This is a genomic window from Natronincola peptidivorans, assembly GCF_900111615.1.
Taxonomy (GTDB): domain Bacteria; phylum Bacillota; class Clostridia; order Peptostreptococcales; family Natronincolaceae; genus Natronincola_A; species Natronincola_A peptidivorans.
In genome coordinates, this window is sequence record NZ_FOHU01000019.1 from 25,636 (window position 1) to 49,438 (window position 23,803).

The following is a 23,803-nucleotide window of genomic DNA, read 5'->3' on the forward strand; positions in this document are numbered from 1 at the left end:
ACCATCAGATGATCCTTTGAAAAAATAAAAAAACTCAGCTTTTCCAGCCTATATTACTATAAGTTAGAAAGCCGAACTTTTTTTATAACCCTATAATAGCGATAGCAATGCTAAAATATACAATCAATGCTAAAGCATCTACAATCGTAGTAATCATTGGTCCTGCCATAATAGCAGGATCTAGCTTCATTTTTTTTGCTGCAATTGGCAGTGTCCCTCCTACAACCTTAGCCATGATAATGGTTAATACCAATGTGATAGACACTGTAATAGCAACAGCTACACCAACTTGACTAATGAACAGCATCCTAAAGAAGTTGATTGTACCTAGGGAAACCCCCACCACTAAGCTGACTCTAAATTCTCTCCAAAAGACTTTAAGATAATCCTCCAGCTCTATTTCCCCAAGAGCCATCCCTCTGATAATCAATGTGGAGGATTGAGAGCCGGCATTACCAGCGGTATCCATCAGCATAGGAATAGAGGCGGCTAAAACAGCTACTGCAGTTAATATATCCTCAAACCGGCCAATGATTCCCTCGGTAAACATAGCAGTTATCATCAATATAAATAACCAAGGGATTCTTCGTCTTGCTAGAGAAAAGATCCTTGAATGAAGATACTCCTCCTCACTGGGTTCCATTGCCGCCATTTTTTGAAAGTCCTCTGTCGTCTCTTGATCAATAACATCCATTATATCATCAATGGTTATTATGCCAACAAGTCTATCTTCTTTATCTACAACTGGCAGTGTTAATAAGTCGTATTTTTTAAAGATACTAGCGATCTCCTCTTGATCATCTAGGGTTTTGGTAGCAATAAAATCTTCATTCATTACTTCAGAGATTAGTAAATTATCATCAAATAGTACCAGCTTTCTTAAGGATACAAGTCCCTCTAGCTTTCTTTTTTCATTCAATACATAGCATGTATAGATTGTTTCCTTATCGGGACCGGTTTTTTTAATATGCTCTAATGCTTCCTTCACTGTCATTTCTTTTTTTAAGTCAACATACTCGATGGTCATCAAGCTGCCAGCAGAGTTCTCAGGATATTTTAAGAACTGGTTGATTAGCTTTCTTTCTTCTTCAGTAGCGGAGGTTAATACCTTCTTTACAAAATTTGCAGGCATTTCTTCCAGGAAGTCAATCATATCATCAAAGTATAACTCATCAATAATTTCATTTAATTGATTTTCATGCATAACATCTACAATATGCATCCTTTGTTGAGTGGATAAATGGGAAAAAATTTCTGCTGCTTCATCCTTCCCCAACAATCGAAATAAAATAATACTATTTTTCTTATCTAGTTCGTCAAACGCTTCCGCTACATCTGCGGCCCTCATTTCTTTTAGCTCTTCTTTAAGTAATGCAAGCTTTTTCTCTTCAATTAATTCCAAAAATCTTTCATGCATTTTCTCACCTCTCTTGGTTTAGAGAAGGAGGTCCACCAAAAGTGGTGAAAATTCCCTCCCATTGTTGATTTTTATTGTCTTAAATAAAGCACTTTGACTCCCGTCGGGGATTGAGTCCATTTCCACCACCACCTTTAATTTATATTCTTTTCTTTTCCAATCTTTTCTAATCTTTAGAAATTTATCTTATCCTTTCTCATATTTACATTTAAGATCAAGCCTAATGCTATCATATTAGAAAGCATAAAGGTTCCTCCATAGCTTACAAAAGGCAAGGGTTTCCCTGTCACCGGCATTAATCCAATGGTCATAGCGATATTGGCAAAAATGTGAAAGGCTAGCATAAAGGTAAGACCTATAACTAAATAAGCACCAAAATCATCTTTTGCATCCTTTGCAATATTAATACATTTTATAAGCATAATAGCATATAAAAGGACCAACACACCTGCTCCTAAAAATCCCAGTTCTTCTGCCAAAACAGAAAAGATAAAGTCTGTATGTTTTTCTGGTAAAAATCCATATTGACTTTGGGTACCATTAAACAGTCCTTTTCCAAAAAACATTCCGTTCCCTACTGCTAATCTAGACTGTATTGCATGATAGCCCTTGCCCATAGGGTCAAGCTCAGGATTTAAAAATGTTAAAATTCTATCTTTTTGATAATCCTTTAAAAAGCCAAACCAGGCAAGAGGCACACTAATCATGCCGATAACCCCGGTAGCAAATATATATTTGGTGTTTAACCCTGCAATAAAAATCATGCCAAGGGTAAAAAATGCAAAAGCCATAGTGGTTCCTAAGTCTGGCTGACGTGCAATTAATACCATGGGTACAGCTGCAAAAGCTAATATTTTTCCTAAAGTAGATAGCTGGTGCATAGTTTCTTTGTTATCGTCTATTATTCTTGCAAGAAAGATAATAACACCAAGCTTAGCAAAATCTGATGGCTGAAACTGCAAGCCTCCTATTCTAAGCCATCTATTGGCACCCCATAGTTCTTGACCTGTACCAAATAATAAAACCGCCACTAATAAAAGGTTGGAAAAAATATATATTGGTATATATAATTTACCCAGTGTACTATAGTCAATGAATAAAATAAAAATGATTGCTGTTAATCCCATAATAATAGATGAAATCTGTGTTCTCATAAATCTCTCATAGCCTAAACTATAGGTAGCACTACTTATCATTATTATACCAATGATACATATCATTAAAACAACGGCTATTAAACTATAATTGATTTTCTTTATTAATTTATTCTCAATCTTCAAGATTCATTCATCCTCTTCTATTATAATTACATTAAATTAGTCCATAGAATACTTGTCATTACAAGTATAGGTTACATAATTAGTTTACTCTAATGATTATTTTTTTTCAACCTATATTTTTGCAAAAACAAAAGCGGAGCACTGGCTCCGCTTTTGTTTTTTATTTGTCACTAAACATAAGGTTTATTATCTACCACTCATATTTCTTTCAGCTTGCTCGATTAATTTCTTAACCATATATCCGCCAACATAACCATTTTGTCTAGCTGTCAAGTTACCTTTATCTGTTGCCTCATAGTTAGTTAAACCTAATTCATTAGCAATTTCAGTCTTCATTTGATTTAATGCTTGGCGAGCTTCTGGAACTACTAATTGATTTCTTCCAGTATTGTTATTATTTGTAGCCATTTTATGCCATCCTCCTTCCTTGATAGTGAATTTGTAGTGTTTAACTACAATACTATTATCTGTAGTCTCTATGCTTTTACTCATTGAAATATTTAGAACCAAACCTAATATTTTAAAACAATGGAATAATATGTATTTAAAGAAACTCAAAAAAAGAACAGGTGCCAATGTAACTAGCACCTATCAAAGGATTTCTATGGTTTCTTGTTTAATAGAATTTAAAGGAACCACTGAATAGTAATATTACCACTACAAACACTAAAATTAGGTTTTCATCAAATTTGCCCCAGAATCCTCCTAATCCTCCTTGACCTATTAGTAAGAAGATTAAAAGGATTATTAAAATGCTATTTTTTCCTCCGAAAATTCCACCAAAAAAGTTGCTTAATACATCGTTATTTTTAGTCATTTCACTCATTATATTCACTCCTTTAAAGTAAAATTAATCTCGTTCTTATTCTATAGTATGTTTTTTCAGCAAAGATGTGATAGTTACAAAGACTTTTTTATAATTTTATTTTATTTGTGACTTTTGTCATTTTAAAAACATTTGTAAATGGTTATTATAAATATAACTTACTTTATCATTGCTTTTTATGAAATGGTTATTGCTCTGATTTTTTTATATTAAAAACTATATTAGGAGGTAATAAAATGAGTGCATTTTTAGGTCCGATTCACCATTGGTTGTTTAAAAAAATCTTACTGTTTGAGGAGTTAGAAAAAAAAATCATTATGTCTTTATCTTCAGCCTATGATAAAAATATTATAGATGAAATCAGTAAGGAGATGCAGCAGCAATATGGTGCTTTCATTCCACAAGAACCATTAGAAGCATTAATTGATACAAATAATATTCATGGATGGCTACAGGAAAGAATCACTGTTGTTGAGTTAAGACAATCAGCTGTTATAAAAGCTTTTCTTTCTAAGTTGGGGGAAGAAGCTCTAGCGATTATAGAGAAAGAATACATACATCAGGGAAAGCAGCTTGGTATGGGTTTAGCTCATTCATCAGCTGTATCAAATGCCCCTTCTATCTATAAAGAAATAAATAATTATTTGCTAGAAGGTATGCCCTGTGACAATGTAAACAATGTAGTATCTTCAACAGAAGAAGCGATACAGTGGAAGATCACTCAATGCCTACATAAGCCTTATTGGGATAAAGCAGCAATGGATGCTGAGATTATGTATAACCTTCGCTTTCATTGGATAAAGGCATTTGTTGAAGCGGCTAATCCTAGGTATACTTATACTGTAGATAGCTCCAATCTCAATGGTGTTTCTCTTCATTCTATCATTTTGCTATAAATCCTTATTAAATCCACGTTAGAAAGCCTTCATTTAAGTATTGAAGGCTTTTTTATTTGCTTTTTTTTACAAATATAATTCCTTCACCTTTTGTAGATACTATAAAATGAAAGAAGACTATACTTTAAAAAATCAGATGGAGGTATTGAATATGACAACCATTAATAAATTAGAGCAGGCTTTAAACAGTGCTAGAAGCTTACAGTCTGATTTAAAAACCTTTTCTATGGATACAGAGGATCAACAGGCAAAACAGATGTTCAATCAATTGTCCACCAATCTAGAAAATACTGTGCAAATGCTGCAATCCCGTGTGGATTTTGTAAATAGTGAAGAACCTCAGTATTTACAGCAATCCATGGGTATGCAGCAACAGAACAAGCAGCAGCAAAATCAACAAAAAAATCAGCAAAGCAAACAACAACAAAATAAGCTTCAATAAATAATAGAATGGAGGTTGCCATGGCAGCCTCCATTTTATTATTTATCTACTATTTCTATTCCAACGCTTGAAACCTATCATAAATTTGCTGAAAATCTAAAGGACCAACGATAATATCAATGATTTTTCCTTCTGTATTAATAAGATAGGTGGTTGGAGTAAATCGCACTTTATATTCAAAGCCACTTTCAGCAGTCTTATCCATCAATACTGGGAAACTATAATCTCCTTTTTCAACAAATGTATTCACAATTTTTTCATCTTCTAAGAGACTTACAGCTATTACTACAGTATTGTTGTTTTTATTAGCTTGATGAAACTCATCAAGTTGCGGCATTTCTGCTGCACAAGGAGGTCAGGTTGACCTAAAAAAGTTCAACACAATATTTTTTCCTCTATAGTCCCACAAACTTTCCTCTTGATTTTTTGTGTTTTTCAGTGTAAAGTCTGGGGCAATATTTCCGATTGTAACACCTATAACCTCATCCCTTTCAAGCCCTTCCCCTGCTGTCTGTTGGTTATGGGTTATCCCTTGATTGTCTATAATCTCCAGATTATCGGATTCTTCTATAGTTCTATTACTGGTATTGAAATAAACTAATCCTCCAATAATCATTAATGCAATCATAGAAAAGAAAATCAGCGTTTTTTTCATTCTGTATCGCCTCTCTTTATTGTATTGTTATGAACAAACCATAACTTTCATCGTATCTTTTCTCTCAAAGGCTAAGCTTCATTATTTTTAGGTTCTATAATACTATATAGTGATGATTAAATAAATATGATTCTAAAAGCAAAGAAAAATCTTTATCAATAATTAGCTTTTTCTTTGCAATAAAGATGATAGGTTTGCTGTAATCTATTAAAAGCATGGATAGCTAAGTCAATGTCTTCTGGCTTTGGCTCTAAAACAGTGATCCATTGGAATATGTTTATATATTTATCCCATTTTGTAGTTTTTGAAGCAATTATTTTTGCTGCCTGAATAGCTAATAAAAAGATAACAAGAAGAGATAATAAAGAATCAATATTTAACAACCATAAAACAGAATACAATACTACTGTAATAACCGCTAGATTTGTACCGCATTTTTTATTGAATCTAGAGGATCTCTTTACTAAAAAATGATTTATATAGCCAAACTCTAAGTAGCAATTGATTACTTTATGCTCCGCACCATGATATTGAAGAACTTTTACTATTCTTTTTTTGTACAATAAAATACCTGCTGCCAGTATAGCATATAGCCAATAACGAGAGATAGACAGCGAAAAAAAGCTGTCTAAGGATGGAAGGTGAAAGATTTCATCTAGTACAATCAGGGTAAGACAGGTCCCCATCAATACTTTATGTTTTATATTCATAATCTTCCATTGATAGTACATCACCAACAAACCACCTAAGAAGAACCGACCTTCCAGTTTTCTTAACCAGCCTTTAGGTAGAATCCAATCTATTTCATAGGTAATTGCTTTTTTTCTTTTTATTGCTCTTATTTTTATTACATCACAAAAAAAAGTGATGCCATTAGTATGGGAATAACCGCCTAGTTTCATCTTCTCACTCCGAGCTTAATATTAAAATATATCATTACCATTATAGCCTATAATAATATTTTTCAAAAGTCTTTAAGTATTTTGACTTATATCACAGCTGAAAATGCTATCGATGGTTATACTATAATTAATAAATCTATTAATTATTAGGAGGTATTTACAATGAAAGCAGTAAAAGTACTTATGGATGAGCATCAAAATATTTTAAGAATGCTAAAGGTGATAAGAAAGCTATCTCTACAAACTTTTGAGACAAAGGAAGTATATTATAAGGGTTACTATGATGCCATTGATTTTATTAGGAATTATGCTGATAAGTTTCATCATGGTAAAGAGGAAGATATTTTGTTTGATAAAATGTCCAGTGAATTAGGTACTGCTATAAAGCAAGGACCTATCTTTGGTATGCTGGCGGAGCATGATTTAGGTAGATTGTTTGTTAAAACCTTAGAGGAGGCTTTAGATGCAGCCAAACAAGGCTCAGAGGAGGCCAAGCTGGACATTGTAGCAAATGCCATTGCCTATACCGACCTACTCTATCGTCATATTGATAAAGAGGATACAGCTATTTTTACCTTTGCTGATAACAGCCTTGATTCTGACATGCATCAAGAAATCGACAACCTCTTCGAAGCAGCTAAAGAAAGGCTGGATAGCGAAGCTACAGAGAAAAAGTATGTAGGTATGCTGGAGGATTTAGAAAAATATGTTGATAATTTAGACGTATAACAAGGGCGACCAAAGGTCGCCCCTACTGAAGACAAAGCATGAAGTTCTAAATCATTTTATAAGCTATTGGTCCATTTGCCACAGCGGTCTCCCCACATGGCTATTACTTGCTTGTCTAACTCTACTTTAATCACTTCACAATTATTGGAGCATCCTCCGCATTCAAAGGTGGAAGGAATAAAATCTAAATCAGCTGCCTTAAATCCTCTAAAATTGGTAGGATTTTCACTTTCTGCAATAAATTCTTTTGCTAAAATCGCTGCACCTAAAGCCCCCATAATGTTAAAATGCTTCGGTATGATTACTTCATGGCCAATTTCCTTTTCAAAGGCAGTTTTTATGCCTTTATTTGCTGCTACACCACCCTGAAAAACAAACGGTGGTTCTAATCTTTTCCCTCTTCCCAGGTTGTTAATGTAGTTTCTTACTAGAGCCTCACAAAGACCTTTGATAATTTCTGCTTTTGAAAAACCAAATTGCTGCTTTGCAATCATATCTGATTCTGCAAAAACTGTACATCTCCCAGCAATTCGTACATCTCTCTCAGCAGATAAGGCCATATCACCAAATCTTTCAATGGGGATTCCCAGTCTTTCTGCTTGATGGTCCAGAAATGAACCCGTACCTGCAGCACAGACAGTATTCATGGCAAAATCTATAACCATTTGATTTTCTATAATAATAATTTTAGAATCTTGACCGCCAATTTCAAAGATGGTTTTAACATCAGGCACCACTTGAGCTGTTGCTGTGGCATGGGCAGTTATTTCATTTTTTATTACATCTGCCCCCACCATAACCCCTACCAGCTGTCGTCCGCTGCCAGTGGTTCCTACCCCATTTACCTTTGCATCCTGCGGCAAATGCTTTTCCAGCTCCTTCAATCCATTTTTTACTGATTCTAGAGGTTGTCCATTTGTTCGAATATACTGGCTGTGGACAACTTCATTATGATGATCTAAAGCAACGATATTGGTGCTTACAGAACCCACATCTATTCCTAAATATATTTCCTGCAACCGATTCATCCCCTTATGATATTTTCTTCATTTTTTTCCCTTTGATTAAATCTAAAAATGCTTCTATCCTCGTTAAATTATTGGCAGTTCCTGCTTGTTCATCAATAGATAAAGTTAGAACCGGTATCCCAAAATCCTCTGTTATTTTAGGGACAATGCTTTGTGATATCAATTCTGGCAGACAGCCAAAGGGCATTAAATGAATGACTCCGTCAAACCCTCTTTCACTAAAATCTACGATATGCCCTACTGTTTGCTTAGCATGACCCCCTATTTGTATAGGGATATATCTTTCACCCTTTTTTAGTATCTCTATCTCATGGGTACGATTAATAAACTTTGGTAAAGCATTATAGTTTATCCACTGGGTTAAATATTGAGAACGCTCTACCTCTGCCCCTAATGAACCTAGCAATTCTTCAATTTTCATGTTGATGGAGGCCTCCATAACAACATAAATCTCTCCTACGATGCCGATTCTTATTCTCTTTTCTTCTATTCTATTGATCTGTTTGATTCCATCCAGCAATGCTTTTCCTTGAATAAAGGCTTCCTCTATCTCTTTACTGCTATAAGCTTTATCAAAGATATCCTGTATTTTTTCCCATACCTTAGTGGTCTCACCTTTTTTAAGCTCATAGGCTCTTATGACCTGTACCTGTTTTTCTAAAATGTCCATTTTTTTCAGCATAGTATAAACCAGCTTAAACGATTTTCCTAACCTATACCATGAGCTACTACCTTTGACTTTTAAAACATTCAGAAAAAACTTTTTATAATCCCTAAACATAGAATCAAAGACAATGAATTCTACATTATAATCTTCTTCCTCCAAAATACGACTATGAACCCTTTCATAGAAGCCTGCCCTGCATGGACCATGGCCTCCAGAGGTAATAATGGCTTCTGCTCCTTTTTCTACTGCTTCCATATAGCTGCCCATGATTACCTTCAGTGGAAAGCAAGCAAACTCTGGACTATATTTTACACCTAGATTTATGGTTCTTTGACTAGGCTTCGGAGGCATGATTACTTCATGTCCTAGCAGCTCTAACAGCTTTTTATATATTACTGTCGTCCCCATATACGGAAATGACACCTTCATCCTCATGCACCTCTTTGCACATTAATTTTTTTTCTTTTTATCATGTCTACAAATGCTTCTATCCTGGTTTGGAGATGATTTTCTCCTGAATGTTCATCCACCCTTACTGTCATAAAGGGCTTCTTGTAAATAGAAGAATCCAGCTCCAGAAGTTTACCCAGCAAAGAATCTGGTCCACATCCAAAGGCAGTTACATGAATCATACCGTCGCATTCTTCATCATGATAGAAATGATACCCTGCAGCCAGCAGCTTATCGCTAAATGTCCAAAACAATGTCTTAGGCATACACTCCAGCTGACGATTCATATCTTTTTCCTCTAGCATTTCAAAGGTCTTTACCTTTACTCCCATCGCTCTTAGCTTATTAAGGATATCCATACTGATGAAAGGATCATAGATGTTATATACATAGCCTAACAAGCCTATGGTTACATCCACCTTCCCCTCATTTAATGTTTTATATTTTTCTTCATCTGCCTGATTCAAGACAATAGCAGCAGCCTCAGTAGCTGAATATCCTTTTCTACAATATTCTCTAAACCTTAACCATACTGCTTCTGCCTTGGCTAATGCATTTTTATTTTGTCTGTGATTTAATGATAGTTTTGTACCAAATATATTTTTTTTGAACGACTCTGCAATATTGTCACTTCTGGTATCGATATAAGGCATAATCAACTTTTCTTCAATACCCTCCATAGAGTGGCGAATCATATCTGGCAATCCCATAAACTTAGGACAAAAAAATTGTCCTTTCTTTATAGATACAAATCTTGGAACAAAAATCCAATCTACCTCTTGCTCCAGCAGTGTAATAACATGCCCAAGATATACCTTGATGGGTACGCAGATTTCTGGTACTGAAGCTTTTATTCCCTTGTCTATAATAGATTTTGTAGTAGCAGGTGTCAGTACTACCTCTAACCCCAGTTCCTCAAAATATGTTTTCCAAAAGGGGTAATAGTAAGCATAGAGCAAGCTTTGGGGAATCCCTATTTTCACAATGCAAACCTCCAGTCATTTTCTCTTGAATCATCCCAGTGTCAAAATACCATTAATAATCCTATATATATTCAATATACATATTGAGAAGCAATAATATGTCTTTATTTCTTTTGAATCCCTTCCTTCTAAAGTAATATAGATAATTGATATTTTAATAAAGAAGTATTCCACACAAATTTTTTATTTCCTCTCGGCGAAGAGGAAAATTTTGAAAAAAATTTATTCTGTTCCTACCAATAGCTTGTCAATCATTGTTGATACATTTTCTGATTCAATTATCTCGATAGTATTCTTCATGGAGTTTTCTACTCTCCAAATAGCTTGTTGATTATTCAGATTATAAAAGGATTTGTCTTCTAATGCATCAGCAACGGGTATAATTTCATAAAATGTTTTTCCCTGGGCGATATATCTATGTACCCAAGTGGGGACATAGGAGACTTTTTCTATTGTTACAAGATCTTCTTGAAAATCCTTTTTTATCTTTATATTGATAATTATGCCGTCTTCAGTAAATCTATTGTTTAATATTTCATAGCGTTGATTCGATATAAAATTTCCCATGGAGTATACTACCAGGGTCTTACCTTCTGTAGTTTCTATAAACTCCACTGGTTGTACCACATGAGGATGGCTTCCTAAAATGATATCCACCCCATACTCTGCAAGTTTTTCAGCTATGTATCTTTGATAATGGTTTGGCTGTCTATGATATTCTGCACCCCAATGGAGATAGAATATGATTATTTCAGCCCCCATAGCCTTCATTTCTTTGACTTCCTGTTTCATTTTTAGTAGATCTTCATCCAAGGAATCATAAGAAAAAGTGTTTATAAGGGATTCTACCTCTTTAGGTACTATTAATCCATTTAAGGTTTTAAAATCTCCATAAGGAGGACTCTCATAGGTATAAGCTGTCAGCCCAATCTTTATTCCTTTTATATCCTTCATGATAAAATTATTTATATCTTCACTTCTTCTGGTGCCTACTACCATCAAATCTCTATTTTGTAATACATCGATGGTTCTCAGCATACCGCTGCTGCCAGTATCAATAGTATGATTGTTGGCGGTAACTATCACATCAAATCCAGCTTTTTTTAGAGCATCTGCCAAAGCATCCGGCGTATTGAATTTAGGAAAGCTAGAGTATCCTTTCTCCTCCCCACCAAAGGTGGTTTCTAGGTTGCCTATTGTCAAATCTCCTGCCTTTAGATAGGCTTCAATAAATTGAAAGTTATTGGTGAAATCATAATCACCGGTTGAAGCATTGTGTTGGGCTCTCAATTGTGGTCCATGAACCATAATGTCTCCTACTGCTGATATCACTATTTCTACAGGAGGGGTTATTTCTTCTTCAGTATATTCTATAAAATCTTCAGACTCAACTGGTGTTGGTATGTATGTGTGTTCCTCACTACTGCAGGAGGTAAAAAGCATCGTTATTAGTAACAATGCTAATAATAGCAGTCTCTTCTTTTTTAGTGCCATGATATAAATACTCCTTTTGACCAAATTTTATTTCTTTAATTTCTTTTCCCTAGTATTTGAAAAGACTCCATTATATTCTGGAGTCTAAACTTTCTTCATGAGATGTCTTATTATAATAGCTGGGGCTTTGTATTATGAAAAGAAGCTAAGGTTTTTTCTAGTAAAACAATCTTCTCTTTGAGATATTTTGCTTCTAATCCTTCTTGATTTTCCTCCTGCAGCTTCTGTTGAAGGTTGGCTATATCTAAGATTAAGTATCTTATAGCTCTTTCCTGCAACTTTCTACTGTCCTTCATTAGATGTTGCTTTAACCTTGATTCATTATTATCTTTGTGTTTAAGTAAGCCTTTTACTATTTCATAAGAAATCATACCCAAGCCTATGGCCTTAAGATAATCCATATTGGATAATCTTTTAGTAAAAGTCTGTATAAAAGAAGATTTATTCTTTTTTACCCCTTCTATTACATAAATGGCTGCTATAGGAATACCTATGGCTGTAGCTGTTAAAATTCTTTCTTTTCGCTTATTTCCATCATAAAGTTCAATAACCTCTTCTTCAGAAAAACTTCTATCCTGCTGGTATTCTTCAAAAAAGAAATCCATCTGTTCTTCTGTTATTTTGAAAAATACTTTTATTGTATGGAGCAATTTTTTTTCTTCAGGAGCTTCATAATAATCAGCCTTCATTATAATGATCAGATCCTTCATCAATGAAAATCTCACAATATTTCTTTCTTGATCATTTAAGTCCTCAAGTAAACCTTCACATAAACCCATTATTTCATCATGATTTTTACCTATATCTTCTAGCATAGTCAGCCTTTCCTTATGGAGAAGCTTAAACCTTGCCGCCATCCTATACAGTTCCATCATTTCTAATTGATTTATTTCCTCATCTATCGCAGCCATTATAGCTAATATATTGAAATAACGCAACTTTGTTTCTACTGACATGGCGGATATATCTCTTATCTTTTCTTTCATCATATTTTTCACCTTCATTTATTATAGTAGATATTAATGTAGTATTCTCCAGCTTTTATTAAACTCCTTCATTTTTCTTCCATATCTCTCAATCTAAATTATTTTAATGATTTTCCAATGAAAGGCTTCCATTCTCTCGTCCTTATGTTATAATAAATCCGTGATAATAAATTATTTGCGGAGTAGATGATAAAAATGATAAATAAAAAAGCAATTCAAAAGAGAAGAATGATGAGTTATTTTATTGAAGCTGCCAATCAAATCATTGAAGAGGAAGGCATGGAGGGAGTTACTGTTAGAAAGGTTGCAGATCTTGCAGGCTATAACAGTGCTACCCTCTATAATTACTTCGAAAATCTAGATCACTTAATCTTCTTTGCTTCTATGAAGCATTTAAAGGAATATGCCTTAAATTTACCTGTTTATCTTAAAGGTACTAAAGATTCCTTAGATAAATATTTTCGTATTTGGCAGTGTTTTTGTTACTATTCCTATAACAATTCTAAAGCCTATCAATTAATTTTCTTTGAGAAATTCTCTACCACTTTAAAAGATGCTATTAAAGAATATTATGAAATTTTTCCTGAGGAATTAGGAGACCAGTTAGATGAACTGCTTCCCATGCTGCTGGTACAGAATATCTATGAAAGAAACTTGTCTCTATTAAAGGCTTGTGCTGCTGAAGGTCTACTGGAAGAAATGCATCTAAAAGAAATCAATGAAATGTCCTTATTAATATATCAGGGTATGTTTAATAGCGTCCTAAAAAATCAAGTAGATTATTCAATGGAAGAAGCGGTGGATAGAACTCTGAAATATATTAAACAAACAATTGCTTCTTATAATATATAGCGTTGATGATAAAAAGCAGTTCCTAGACCTTTTCCAGAAACTGCTTTTTCTAATTTTCATCTTTTCTTACAATGTCAATTGTAAAAGCTAGTGCATGCCAGCAAATGCTCTACATTCCTTAGCACAGTGGAAGCAGATTCGAGCACATTCTTGGGATTCCCTATCAGGAAACTTTGCACATTCTACACCACAGACTTCACATATATAGGCACAGAAGCCTGCTATTCCCCTAGCGAAGCTGCTATTTCTAGCAATAAATTTTGCTGTCAAGGTGCAAATATCTGCGCAATCCCTTAGTAATTCTAATTGTACTTTTCTCATAGTCACATCGTGCCTTCTTTTTAAAAATGTCGTCATATGTTCACACATTTCTTCACATCTTTGTAAAGTATCTAATATACCTTGATGATGGTGGTGATGATGGTGATGATGATGACCGCCATGATACCCTCCATGATAATGCATAGGATGTGCTCCCCGATTATTTTCCATTTTCATTCTCCCCCCTCACTGGAACAAACTTCCTTTTGCATTACAAATATATTCTGGACCTTTCATATGTGTGAAACATTATTAAAGAATATTACATCTATTTACATGCTATGTCATCTCAGCTACTTTAAGTCTCCTCTTCTTGATTAAGTGGTTTACCAAAACTATGATCATCATTACCACCAACTGTGCTGCAAATAGCTGCAGCTCTGTTATGGGGAGAATATTAGCTAATTCTATGGAATAGGCATATATAAATGTAGTGATTAGCTTGGCCACTGCTGCTATAGATATAAAATTTTTAAATGGCATTTTACTAATTCCTGCCCCAGCACATATAATATTGTCTGGCAATACTGGTAAAATGAATAATAGCCCAATAATAACCTCTCCATTTTTCTTAACTAGTCTGGTATATTTATTAAATAATTCTTCTTTACCTAGTCGCTTTACTATTATTTGTTGAGCATATCTTCCCATAAAATACATAGCTCCAATACCACCCAATATGCCAATATAACCTATTAAAAAACCCTTTAAAGGTCCTAAAGTTAAGCTCCCACCTGTGATCGTCACCATTTCTGGAGTGAATAGTATTATTGGTTGAATAAAGGCAATTAAAAAGTATATTATACCCATTTTGTCTCTCCTTTGCGCTGAACTATTCTCTAATAAATTTCTTTTGTGTTAAAACCTACAATAATTGTAGTGTTTACAACACTTATCTAAAAAGATTATTAAGGGAGTCTCCCTTTTATCTAGCTTTTTATAGCATATTTTGTTCTATATTACTCTCTTCTTCCTAAATTAAGCACTTTTAATTTTTTGCATTTTCATCATTATGACAGCAGCTTTGATTTTCTTTATCTTGATTTTCCCCTCTACGTTGATGTCCACCACAGCAACCACCTCTTTTCATCATGAAAATCATTAAGCCAGCCACCAATGCTACAACAATTAAATCACCCATATATATCCTCCTTACCCAAATAATTTTAAAAAATACCTATCAGTTAATGAATATTTAATCCTCCAACGGTGAATATCCCCACTGTTTTTTCCCTCCCACTGCATTGTCCATTATAATTTACACATGCAATACTGATGCCAAGTTATAATAAGGAAAAATAAATAATGTAATAATAAAGTCAAGCAGATCATTGAAAACTAAAATAATAGAAAGAAAAGAATAATTTATATGATAGGTTTTTGCCAGAACTGGATATATATTTATTAGTTGAACCATCACAGAATAGCCATAGGCATTATATGGCAAAAAATGGTAAAAATGATGCCATTAATATTTTAGATTAAAGATATACTAAGGAGGAAATATCCGATGAAGAGTATCAGCATAAAAAGAAAACGTTAAGAGAGTAGAGGAGGCTTATAAATGTCAAATAACAAAAAAGTCTTGATTGTTGGTGGTGTTGCTGGAGGTGCATCTGCAGCTGCACGTTTAAGACGTTTAGATGAAAATGCAGAAATTATTTTATTCGAAAGAGGAGAATATATCTCTTTTGCTAATTGTGGTTTACCTTACCATATCGGCGAAGTAATCCAAGAAAGGGATGCCCTATTGCTTCAGACACCTGAAGGAATTGCTTCAAAATTTAATATGGATGTACGTGTTTTCAATGAAGTAATTGAAATTAACCGTAAGGAACAAAAAGTTCTAGTGAAAGACTTAAAAAATCATCAGGTTTATGAAGAGCCCTATGATTATTTGATTTTATCTCCCGGGTCTACTCCTATTAAACCACCTATTCCTGGGATTAATGAAGCGAAAAACCTCTTCACCCTATGGACAATCCCTGATACTGATAGAATTAAGTCCTTTGTTGATGATAAGAAACCAAAATCAGCAGTTGTCATTGGTGGTGGATTTATTGGAATAGAAATGGCTGAAAACTTAGCTCACCGAGGCATCAAAGTGTCCCTGGTGGAGATGGCTGATCAAGTGATGGGACCAATTGATTATGAGATGGCCGCTATCCTTCATAATCATATGAAAGACAAAGGTGTCGATCTTATTTTAAAGGATGGTGTGAAATCCTTTGAAAAAGAAGGAAAAGAAATTGTACTGCAAAGCGGCAAAAAAATAAATACCGACTTAATCATCTTCTCAATTGGCGTGCGACCACAAAATGAATTAGCTAAAAATGCAGAATTAAAAATAGGTAAGGGAGGCGGTGTTCAAGTAAATGAATATCTTCAAACCTCCGACCCCCACATTTATGCTGTAGGTGATGTCATTGAAGTGACAGATTTCATTACAGGAAACCCTACCATGATCCCATTGGCTGGTCCAGCTAATAAACAAGGTAGGATTGCTGCCAACAATATTCTGGGGAAAAAAGAAAAATATATCGGAACAATGGGAAGTTCAGTGGCAAAAGTATTTGATATGACAGTGGCTTCCACTGGAAATAATGAAAAGAGTTTGAAAAAGCTAGGTATTGATTATGAGATCATCCATATTCACCCTGGTTCCCATGCTGGTTATTATCCAGGAGCCTTTCCAATATCCATGAAGCTTTTATTTGATAGAAAAACCGGTAAAATATTTGGTGCTCAAGCTGTAGGTAATGAAGGTGTTGAAAAACGTATTGACGTCATTGCCACCGCCATCAGGGCAGAACTTAAGGCCTACGACCTTAAGGATTTAGAACTAACCTATGCTCCTCCCTACTCCTCCGCTAAAGATCCAGTGAATATGTTAGGTTTTGTAGCTGACAACATGGTTAATGATTTCGTTGAGACATTTCAGTGGTATGAAATAAATGACTTACTGGATAATGATGCCCTAGTGGTTGACTTAAGAGAAGAAATTGAAAGGGATTTAGGAAATATAGAAAAGTCTATTCATATCCCATTGGGAGAGCTTCGTCATAGGTTGAATGAAGTTCCTAAGGAGAAAATAGTTTATGTATATTGTCAAGTAGGAATTAGAGGGTATCTAGCCGCTAGAATTTTAATGCAAGCAGGCTACAAGGTAAAGAACCTAGATGGAGGATACAAAACCTATGAAGCTGTTTATAGGCCTGATACACCTTCAGATTGTGTCATTAAAATAGATGATGATGGTATTGCTAGAAAAGATTGTCCTAAGTAAGCAATTAAATCTAATATTCAAATTAATGCTTTTGGGCTACAATGTTACAGAATTATTATCTAGGTCTTTAAAGGGATGAAGGAAGCAAAGGTCTAGGCTTGAAAAAAGAAATTTCAAGCCTAGACCCTTTTTATCCTTTTTTTTATATATCACCTGATTCAACAAATCTATCTTAATCAAATTTTTCATCCGTGGTAAGTGCTTTGTATAAGGAAATCATTACAAGTATCATTACAATAACAAAGGGAAAGGCTGCTGCAATAGACCCAATTTGTAGTGTTGTTAGACCTCCTGCTAAAAGTAAGGATAACGCTAATAAGGATTGTACTAAACCCCATATAATTTTTTTCTTATTACTTGGATTTAAATCTCCTTGGGATGTCATCATACCTAATACAAAGGTTGCTGAGTTTGCTGAGGTAATGAAGAAGGTACATAATAGAACTACAGCGATCAATGAAATAATACTTCCCAAAGGATATTGTTCTAAAACTACAAACAATGCAGTTTCTGTTACTTTTACTGCTTCCACTGCTGTTTCGGTGCCTAAGTTAATGCCCATTGTTCCAAAGACTGCAAACCATACAAAGGATGCTAGTGAAGGAGCCACAATTACACCCAGAACAAATTCTCTGATGGTTCTACCCCTAGAAATACGTGCAATAAAGGTTCCTACAAATGGCGCCCAAGCAATCCACCATGCCCAATAAAACACAGTCCATGAACCTATCCATGTATTATCACCAAATGGCTGAATATTAAAGCTGTCATTGATGAATTCACCAGCATACGTTCCAATTCCATTAATGAAGGCATTAATCATTGTCACTGTAGGTCCAACAATAACAGATAAAACTAGTATTCCTATAGCTAATAGTAAATTAATATCAGATAATACCTTAATACCCTTCTCAATACCACTAACAGCTGTCCATATATAGATAAAAGTAACAATAGCAATAATAGCAATTTGTACCGTTGTATTAATAGGCAGCCCAAATAGATAATTCATACCACCATTGATTTGCAGGGTTCCTAATCCAAGTGAGGTAGCAACTCCTGCTACAGTTGCAAATACTGCTAGTATATCAATAGTTTTTCCTATAGGTCCTTTTACTCCCGCTTCCCCAATTAGAGGTTCAAATACACTACTGATTAGACCCGGCTTCTTTTTTCTATATTGAAAATAAGCTAATGCCATTCCAAAAATACTATAGTTTGCCCAAGGATGAAATCCCCAGTGCATAAAGGATGCTCTCATAGCAAAATTAGCGGCCTCTGATGTTCCTGGTTGGATTGTCCCATTAGGTGCCATAAAATGATTTAATGGTTCTGCTACCCCCCAGAATACCAGCCCTATACCCATTCCAGCGCCAAATAGCATTGCAAACCATGAAGAGTTTTTATATTCAGGTTCTGAGTCATCTGGACCCAGCTTGATTTTTCCATATTTACTAAAGGCTAAATATAATGCAAATGCTACAAATAAGAACATCGATAATAAATACATCCAACTAAAATTATTTACAATAAATTCAAATAATCCATTAGCCGCATTACCAAAGCTACCTGGGGAAGCAATTCCCCAGGCAACAATTGCAAATACAACTATTAAGGATATATGGAAAACTGAGTTGTCTTTTTTCATTTTATCCATATAATTAATCTCCTTTATAGTGTTTTATATTTATGGTTTTAAATCTTTACCTTGAAAACAGTCTGCTCTTGAACCTCAGTTTCTAATGCCTCCAAAGCTACACCTACTCTATGATGACGAAGCTTGTACTGTTGCTCCTTTGGCGTTTCTGGATCTCCTAGAGGATATGGTATGGAGATGGTTGGTACCATTCTATTGGCTCCAACTGTCTTTGCAACTGGAATAAGGTTTGCCATCTGTACTATAGGGAAGCCTGCTTTTTCGATTTCTTTTACCATCGTTGCACCGCAACGTGTACAGGTGCCTCATGTGGAGGTCATGATAACTGCGTCCACACCAGTCGCTTTTAGGTCTTCTACGATTTCCTTTGCCATTCTGGCTGCTTCTCCTTGAGTTGTTCCTGTTCCAACAGTTGTATAGAAATCTTTATGAATACTACCTATTCTTCCTTCTTCTTCATATGCTCTTAATGCATCTAAAGGTACAATTACATTGGGATCTGCATCCGCTGCTGCTGGGTCAAAGCCTGCATGGATAGTTTTAAATACACCTGCTTCTAATCTATCCATACCTGTCATATCGTATTTACCCCATCTTGTTGCTGATGCTGACTGGATTCTGTCTGGATTTTCTACTGGTACAATCCCTCCGGTTGTTGCTATAGCAATTTTCATTTTGCTTAGATCTTTAATAGCTGGTGCTATTGGTACTAAATCTGATGGAGGAATTGGCAACTCTGTTTGGAAAGCTTCTCCCTTTATCTTTTTTAGCAGCATATCGATGACTCTGTCGGTTGCTGGCACTCCAGACTCTAGCCATACTTGGTGTCTTACGCCTCTGCCATAGTAGCCTTCCTCTTCAGCTGGTAAAAGAGTTTCTCCTGTTAATATTTTCTTCCCAAAGTCCGCCATTGCTTTTACATCTTTTCTCATGGCTGCTGCACTGGCACCACCTTTGAAGATATACATTTCTTTTTTGAACATTTCTACTCCAGGGTTTTCATCGTTCATGGAGCTGATTACTGGTACGCCAAATTTTTCTTTTACTGCTTTTGAGATATGTCCACAGGCACTTCCATATCTTCCTGCTCTAAAGGCTGGACCTGCAAAGAATATATCAAATTCTTTCCCCTCTAAAAATCCTAGTATAGCCTCTACTGCTTCTTCTTGTCTAGAACCCATAAAGTTGTCTCCGCAGATGATGGTATGGGTTACTTCTGCTACTTCTCCCAGTTGTTTGTTTAGTTCCATTGCTGGGCCAACTAGACCTTCTCTTATCTCTGGTGCATGATCTGCTAGTTCTTCTCCTCCGATTTGCCCAAAGAATTGGTTTAAGTATAGAATTGCTTTCTTTTTCATCTTCTCCACCTCCTTAGTATTCCACCATTGTTTTGGTTGACCATCCTGCCACTCGGTCTCCACAGAACATTGCGTTGTTTTCCATAATGATTGAACCATCTTTTCTTACTGATGATCCTAGTATTTCATCATCTGACCAGCCTCCAGATAAACCGTCTCTTGCTAATGCTTCTAATTCTCCTATCACAGTTTCCATTGGCGGCAGTTCTATTAGTTGGGATACGTTGCCACAGGATACGATGGCATTTGCTTTTTCATCTAAGGTTACTAGTGGTTGGGATGCTCCATCTCTTCCTGTACATTCGTTTGTTAGGCCTATTGTTTTTACCCCTGCATCTTCTAATGCTACGATACATGCGATAAAGTCTGCGTCTGGATTACCATAGCCCTCTTCTGCTACAACTGCTGCTTCTGCTCCTAAGGATTTTGCTATTTGTGCTACAAACAGTGCTGCTCTTTCTTTTTGTTCTAGGGCAACGTTTAGGTTTGACATGATAACCCCTAAGAAATTCACTGTTTTTCCATGCTCTCGATAGAGTCGTTTAATCATTGGATAGTTTTGAAAATCATAGGTTGACCATTTTGATGAACATGGCATAAAGCTTCCTGAAATCATGGCACCATCTAATACTTCGTTTGGATGCATGTAGGTTGGTACCATATGGTTACAATCCCATCCATAGACTAAATCATTGTAGCCTGCTTCTTCCATTTGCGATTGTGGTTGTAGTACTAATACTACATTTGGCAATGCCTGTACCTCTTGTGGTCGCTCTGTAATTGGACCTAACTCATAGGTTTCTACTTCCTCTGGCTGCAGCTCTGCTACACAGCTTCCTATATATTCTGCTAATCTCATTCCTGCCCATCTTAATGCATGATTTTTCTTTTGCTGCTCTCTTTTTTCAAAGTCTTCATCTGTATCTGCCACAAGGCATATATTTTGTAGTTGTGAAAATAGTGTATATTTTGCTCCTTCTCCACTCATGTCAATCAATCCATCTTGAAAGCCTCCCCAGTGCTTACCTACTACTAAAACACTGCAGTTTTTTAAGGCGAAGGTTTTTCCATTTCCTGCTGCAGATAATTCTCCTGTCACTCCTGGAAATACTGCCCCTCCTCCTACTCTGTGTCTTGGTTCAATGGCTTCCTTTACTGGTACGATTCTTGTTTTGTCTCCTGGCTTTGCTATCAAAATGTCTGCTTCTGTGATGTGATCATCTTCTTTCACTACTGCAATTGCTTCTTCTTTGTTAATGGTTAAAATTCCATTTGCATAGGAGGTTTTCTCTCCAAATACGATGTCTTTTACATAGAAATTCCCTATTTCTAGCTTCATTTCTTTGCACTCCTTTCATATCATTCATTTTCATTAAGGATAGTCTTTTTATGTAGTTAGCTTTCATGATCTAAAAGGTTATTGTTAATTTGCTAACTATGATAAATTATATCATGCTTTTGTCGAAAATACAAACGTGTTTATGTATTAATCAAGTTTATATTATAAATTTATTTTAGTATTTAACTTCCTGTATTTTCAACTTTTTTCGCTTCATTCTGTTGATATGGTTTTACCCTAGTCTTATTATCTACATCAAAATCTTTTTTATTTACCCTCTATTAAAGATCCTTCACATTGTTCAGGATGACTAATCAAGCACTTATTCCTATCCAAAGGATAATCAACATTAGTTTTTAACAGGGGATTTATTTAAAGTATTCATAGTTTTATGGATAGAATTTTGGATTTTTTCATGAAATTAGTATATTCAATACAGTTTTTCTATTTTTTTGTTTATTTTTCTTCAAATATGCTATAATAAATGAATCATTTTAAAAAAATATTAGATAGGTGACGTATATGTATAAGAGAAAAATACAAAAAAGGCGAATGATGAGTTATTTTATTGAAGCCGCCAATCAAATCATTGAAGAGGAAGGCATGGAAGGAGTTACTGTTAGAAAGGTTGCAGATCTTGCAGGCTATAACAGTGCTACATTATATAATTACTTCGAAAATCTGGATCATTTAATCTTCTTTGCCTCTATGAAATATTTGAAGGAATATGCTATAAGCTTGCCTCAGCATGTGAAGAACACTAACAACTCTTTAGATAAATATTTTGCTATTTGGGAGTGTTTTTGCTATCATTCCTACAATAGACCTAAGGTCTACCAGGCAATTTTTTTTAATGAGTTTAGCAGTTTATTCAAAAATGCTATAAAAGAGTATTATTGTATTTTTCCTAATGAGATTGGTGAGCAATCAGAGGAACTTTTACCTATGCTCCTTAGCCAGAATATCGTTGATAGAAATCTTTCTATTCTTAAAACTTGTGCTTCAGAAGGTCTTATTCCACCCCATCACCTTGAGGACATCAATGAAATGACCCTATTGGTTTATGAAGGCATGTTTCTAAAGGTGGCTAATGGTGAAGTAGATTATTCTGTTGAAGAAGCTGTAGAACGTACTTTGAAGTTTATTAAGCAAATCATTTATTCCTACTGTGAGTCGGCTTGCAGCAATACAAGTGGTAAGCTATTTGCATAAATCATCTTAAATCAAATAAGAAAGATAGAAAGCCTCCCATTATAGGAGACTTTCTATCTTTCTTATTCTTCATGACCTTAACAATCAGGAGCTTCTCCTGCCACAAACCCTGCTTCTTTTAGTGCAGCTATGGCTGTGTTCAGCTTTTCTTCGCTTACCATAATCACGGGGCCTGTACAACCCATACCGCTTTCTGCGTAGATACTTTTTTTCCATAGGGCTTCAACTGCGTCTTCTAGGTCCATGATGTCTATGCCGCTGATGGAACCGGTTACGACTTCTTTTGGTGGGGCTGTTACTTTTTCTTGTGTGTCTTTAACTTTTTTGTTGTCTTTTGTTAGGCTTTTTAGTATTTCTGGTAGTTTGGCTTTGTTGGCTTTTTCAAATTCTTCTTTTGCTACTTCTTTTAGGTTGCCTTTTACCAGCTCTGCTGCGTATTGTATGGCGTTGGCTACTACGGGTACGCCGGAGGCTCTGGATAGGATCAGGATGGTTCTTTGTTGTTCTTCTCCTATGCCGGGGCCATAGCCATAGCCAATGGATTCGTAGTCACCGCCTGTTGTGTAGGCGGAGAAGATTTTCATAAAGACGTTGCCTGTCAGGGTGTCTTGTACCATAACGTCGGGTGTACCGGCTAGTAGGTCGTTGCCCCGCATGATGCTGCCGCCGTCACTGCGCATGGATTCTGTCAGGTTGATGTGGTATCCATTGTTTTTTAGTTCTTTTAATGCTTTTTCTACTTGTCTTGCACCGTCTACGTTCAGTATGCCGACAGTTGGGTTTTTTATACCGTTGGCTTTGGCTGTGATGATGCCATATAGTGCGTTTTTTACCATGGCTTCTACTCGATGGGGTGAGGAGGTGCCGGTGGTGGTGGCGATAAACATTTCTTTGCCTCGACCAGGGGTGATGACTTTTCCTACTGTGGAGACACCGATGGGAAAGTTGTAGTGCATGGTTACGCAGCCTTGGATGGTGCCATCGTCCAGTAGTTTTTCCATGGTTTTATGCATTTCTTCTTCG

General features: G+C 35.4%; 24 protein-coding genes. 6 read left to right on the plus strand and 18 right to left on the minus strand.

Features of this window, described 5'->3' with window-relative positions; all coding sequences use genetic code 11:
• Nucleotides 1–82: 82 nt before the first annotated feature.
• The 4 genes from mgtE to BMX10_RS15140 form a co-directional block, all read right to left on the minus strand.
• The gene (mgtE, locus tag BMX10_RS15125; RefSeq protein WP_090446173.1) at nt 83–1,417 is read right to left on the minus strand and encodes a magnesium transporter; all 1,335 of its coding nucleotides are present in this window, start codon (nt 1,415–1,417) and stop codon (nt 83–85) included.
• Between the two features lie 173 nt (nt 1,418–1,590).
• Nucleotides 1,591–2,697, minus strand: a complete 1,107-nt coding sequence (gene rodA / locus BMX10_RS15130) for a rod shape-determining protein RodA (protein WP_090446175.1) — start codon at nt 2,695–2,697, stop codon at nt 1,591–1,593.
• A gap of 186 nt (nt 2,698–2,883) precedes the next feature.
• Nucleotides 2,884–3,105 (minus strand): alpha/beta-type small acid-soluble spore protein, encoded by a 222-nt coding sequence (locus BMX10_RS15135; protein WP_090446178.1) that lies wholly within the window; start codon nt 3,103–3,105, stop codon nt 2,884–2,886.
• 208 nt (nt 3,106–3,313) lie between these two features.
• Complete coding sequence (locus BMX10_RS15140) at nt 3,314–3,523, minus strand: hypothetical protein (protein ID WP_090446181.1); 210 nt, start codon at nt 3,521–3,523, stop codon at nt 3,314–3,316.
• A gap of 236 nt (nt 3,524–3,759) precedes the next feature.
• Between BMX10_RS15140 and BMX10_RS15145 the strand changes: the two genes are divergently transcribed.
• Nucleotides 3,760–4,419 (plus strand): hypothetical protein, encoded by a 660-nt coding sequence (locus tag BMX10_RS15145; RefSeq protein ID WP_090446185.1) that lies wholly within the window; start codon nt 3,760–3,762, stop codon nt 4,417–4,419.
• A 151-nt stretch (nt 4,420–4,570) separates the two neighbouring features.
• Nucleotides 4,571–4,861, plus strand: a complete 291-nt coding sequence (locus tag BMX10_RS15150) for a DUF1657 domain-containing protein (RefSeq protein ID WP_090446187.1) — start codon at nt 4,571–4,573, stop codon at nt 4,859–4,861.
• A gap of 55 nt (nt 4,862–4,916) precedes the next feature.
• On the opposite strand, the gene BMX10_RS18370 is transcribed toward BMX10_RS15150, so the two are convergent.
• A complete protein-coding gene (locus BMX10_RS18370; protein ID WP_330387946.1) occupies nt 4,917–5,516 on the minus strand; it encodes a peroxiredoxin family protein in 600 nt (199 codons plus the stop codon).
• Between the two features lie 155 nt (nt 5,517–5,671).
• Nucleotides 5,672–6,418 carry a DUF1385 domain-containing protein gene (locus BMX10_RS15165; protein ID WP_090446194.1) on the minus strand — a complete coding sequence of 249 codons (747 nt, stop codon included), beginning with the start codon at nt 6,416–6,418 and terminating at the stop codon, nt 5,672–5,674.
• 162 nt (nt 6,419–6,580) lie between these two features.
• Between BMX10_RS15165 and BMX10_RS15170 the strand changes: the two genes are divergently transcribed.
• Complete coding sequence (locus BMX10_RS15170) at nt 6,581–7,147, plus strand: hemerythrin domain-containing protein (RefSeq protein WP_090446196.1); 567 nt, start codon at nt 6,581–6,583, stop codon at nt 7,145–7,147.
• Between the two features lie 56 nt (nt 7,148–7,203).
• On the opposite strand, the gene BMX10_RS15175 is transcribed toward BMX10_RS15170, so the two are convergent.
• The 5 genes from BMX10_RS15175 to BMX10_RS15195 form a co-directional block, all read right to left on the minus strand.
• A complete protein-coding gene (locus BMX10_RS15175) occupies nt 7,204–8,166 on the minus strand; it encodes an acyl-CoA dehydratase activase (RefSeq protein ID WP_090446198.1) in 963 nt (320 codons plus the stop codon).
• Between the two features lie 13 nt (nt 8,167–8,179).
• Complete coding sequence (locus BMX10_RS15180) at nt 8,180–9,271, minus strand: acyl-CoA dehydratase activase-related protein (protein ID WP_090446200.1); 1,092 nt, start codon at nt 9,269–9,271, stop codon at nt 8,180–8,182.
• A gap of 2 nt (nt 9,272–9,273) precedes the next feature.
• Nucleotides 9,274–10,275 carry an acyl-CoA dehydratase activase-related protein gene (locus tag BMX10_RS15185; protein ID WP_090446202.1) on the minus strand — a complete coding sequence of 334 codons (1,002 nt, stop codon included), beginning with the start codon at nt 10,273–10,275 and terminating at the stop codon, nt 9,274–9,276.
• A 222-nt stretch (nt 10,276–10,497) separates the two neighbouring features.
• Nucleotides 10,498–11,769 carry a CapA family protein gene (locus BMX10_RS15190; protein WP_090446205.1) on the minus strand — a complete coding sequence of 424 codons (1,272 nt, stop codon included), beginning with the start codon at nt 11,767–11,769 and terminating at the stop codon, nt 10,498–10,500.
• A gap of 110 nt (nt 11,770–11,879) precedes the next feature.
• On the minus strand, nt 11,880–12,755 hold the full coding sequence (locus BMX10_RS15195; protein ID WP_090446207.1) for a hypothetical protein: 876 nt from the start codon (nt 12,753–12,755) through the stop codon (nt 11,880–11,882).
• Between the two features lie 195 nt (nt 12,756–12,950).
• On the opposite strand from BMX10_RS15195, the gene BMX10_RS15200 reads away from it, so the two are divergent.
• A complete protein-coding gene (locus BMX10_RS15200) occupies nt 12,951–13,607 on the plus strand; it encodes a TetR/AcrR family transcriptional regulator (RefSeq protein WP_244272737.1) in 657 nt (218 codons plus the stop codon).
• 87 nt (nt 13,608–13,694) lie between these two features.
• On the opposite strand, the gene BMX10_RS15205 is transcribed toward BMX10_RS15200, so the two are convergent.
• The 3 genes from BMX10_RS15205 to BMX10_RS18105 all read right to left on the minus strand — a co-directional run bounded on the left by BMX10_RS15205 (nt 13,695) and on the right by BMX10_RS18105 (nt 15,069).
• Entirely contained in the window at nt 13,695–14,099 is a 405-nt protein-coding gene (locus BMX10_RS15205; RefSeq protein ID WP_208976161.1) for a four-helix bundle copper-binding protein, read from the minus strand.
• A gap of 108 nt (nt 14,100–14,207) precedes the next feature.
• Nucleotides 14,208–14,738, minus strand: a complete 531-nt coding sequence (locus BMX10_RS15210) for a TVP38/TMEM64 family protein (RefSeq protein ID WP_090446209.1) — start codon at nt 14,736–14,738, stop codon at nt 14,208–14,210.
• A gap of 178 nt (nt 14,739–14,916) precedes the next feature.
• A complete protein-coding gene (locus BMX10_RS18105; protein WP_170834850.1) occupies nt 14,917–15,069 on the minus strand; it encodes a hypothetical protein in 153 nt (50 codons plus the stop codon).
• Between the two features lie 423 nt (nt 15,070–15,492).
• Between BMX10_RS18105 and BMX10_RS15215 the strand changes: the two genes are divergently transcribed.
• Nucleotides 15,493–17,214 (plus strand): CoA-disulfide reductase, encoded by a 1,722-nt coding sequence (locus BMX10_RS15215; protein ID WP_090446211.1) that lies wholly within the window; start codon nt 15,493–15,495, stop codon nt 17,212–17,214.
• Nucleotides 17,215–17,386: 172 nt separating this feature from the next.
• Here the strand turns inward: BMX10_RS15215 and BMX10_RS15220 are convergent, their stop codons facing one another.
• From BMX10_RS15220 to BMX10_RS15230, 3 genes are read right to left on the minus strand one after another with little or no spacing between them, the layout of a single operon-like run.
• Entirely contained in the window at nt 17,387–18,871 is a 1,485-nt protein-coding gene (locus BMX10_RS15220; protein WP_330387949.1) for a glycine betaine uptake BCCT transporter, read from the minus strand.
• A gap of 38 nt (nt 18,872–18,909) precedes the next feature.
• Complete coding sequence (gene grdH, locus BMX10_RS15225) at nt 18,910–20,229, minus strand: betaine reductase selenoprotein B (RefSeq protein ID WP_090446213.1); 1,320 nt, start codon at nt 20,227–20,229, stop codon at nt 18,910–18,912.
• A 13-nt stretch (nt 20,230–20,242) separates the two neighbouring features.
• Nucleotides 20,243–21,568: a glycine/sarcosine/betaine reductase component B subunit gene (locus tag BMX10_RS15230; protein ID WP_090446214.1), complete on the minus strand. Its 1,326-nt coding sequence runs from the start codon at nt 21,566–21,568 to the stop codon at nt 20,243–20,245.
• Between the two features lie 522 nt (nt 21,569–22,090).
• Between BMX10_RS15230 and BMX10_RS15235 the strand changes: the two genes are divergently transcribed.
• Nucleotides 22,091–22,780: a TetR/AcrR family transcriptional regulator gene (locus BMX10_RS15235; RefSeq protein ID WP_090446216.1), complete on the plus strand. Its 690-nt coding sequence runs from the start codon at nt 22,091–22,093 to the stop codon at nt 22,778–22,780.
• A gap of 77 nt (nt 22,781–22,857) precedes the next feature.
• On the opposite strand, the gene grdD is transcribed toward BMX10_RS15235, so the two are convergent.
• Nucleotides 22,858–23,803 (minus strand): glycine/sarcosine/betaine reductase complex component C subunit alpha (gene grdD, locus BMX10_RS15240; RefSeq protein WP_090446226.1); only part of this gene is annotated, 946 nt, incomplete at its 5' end.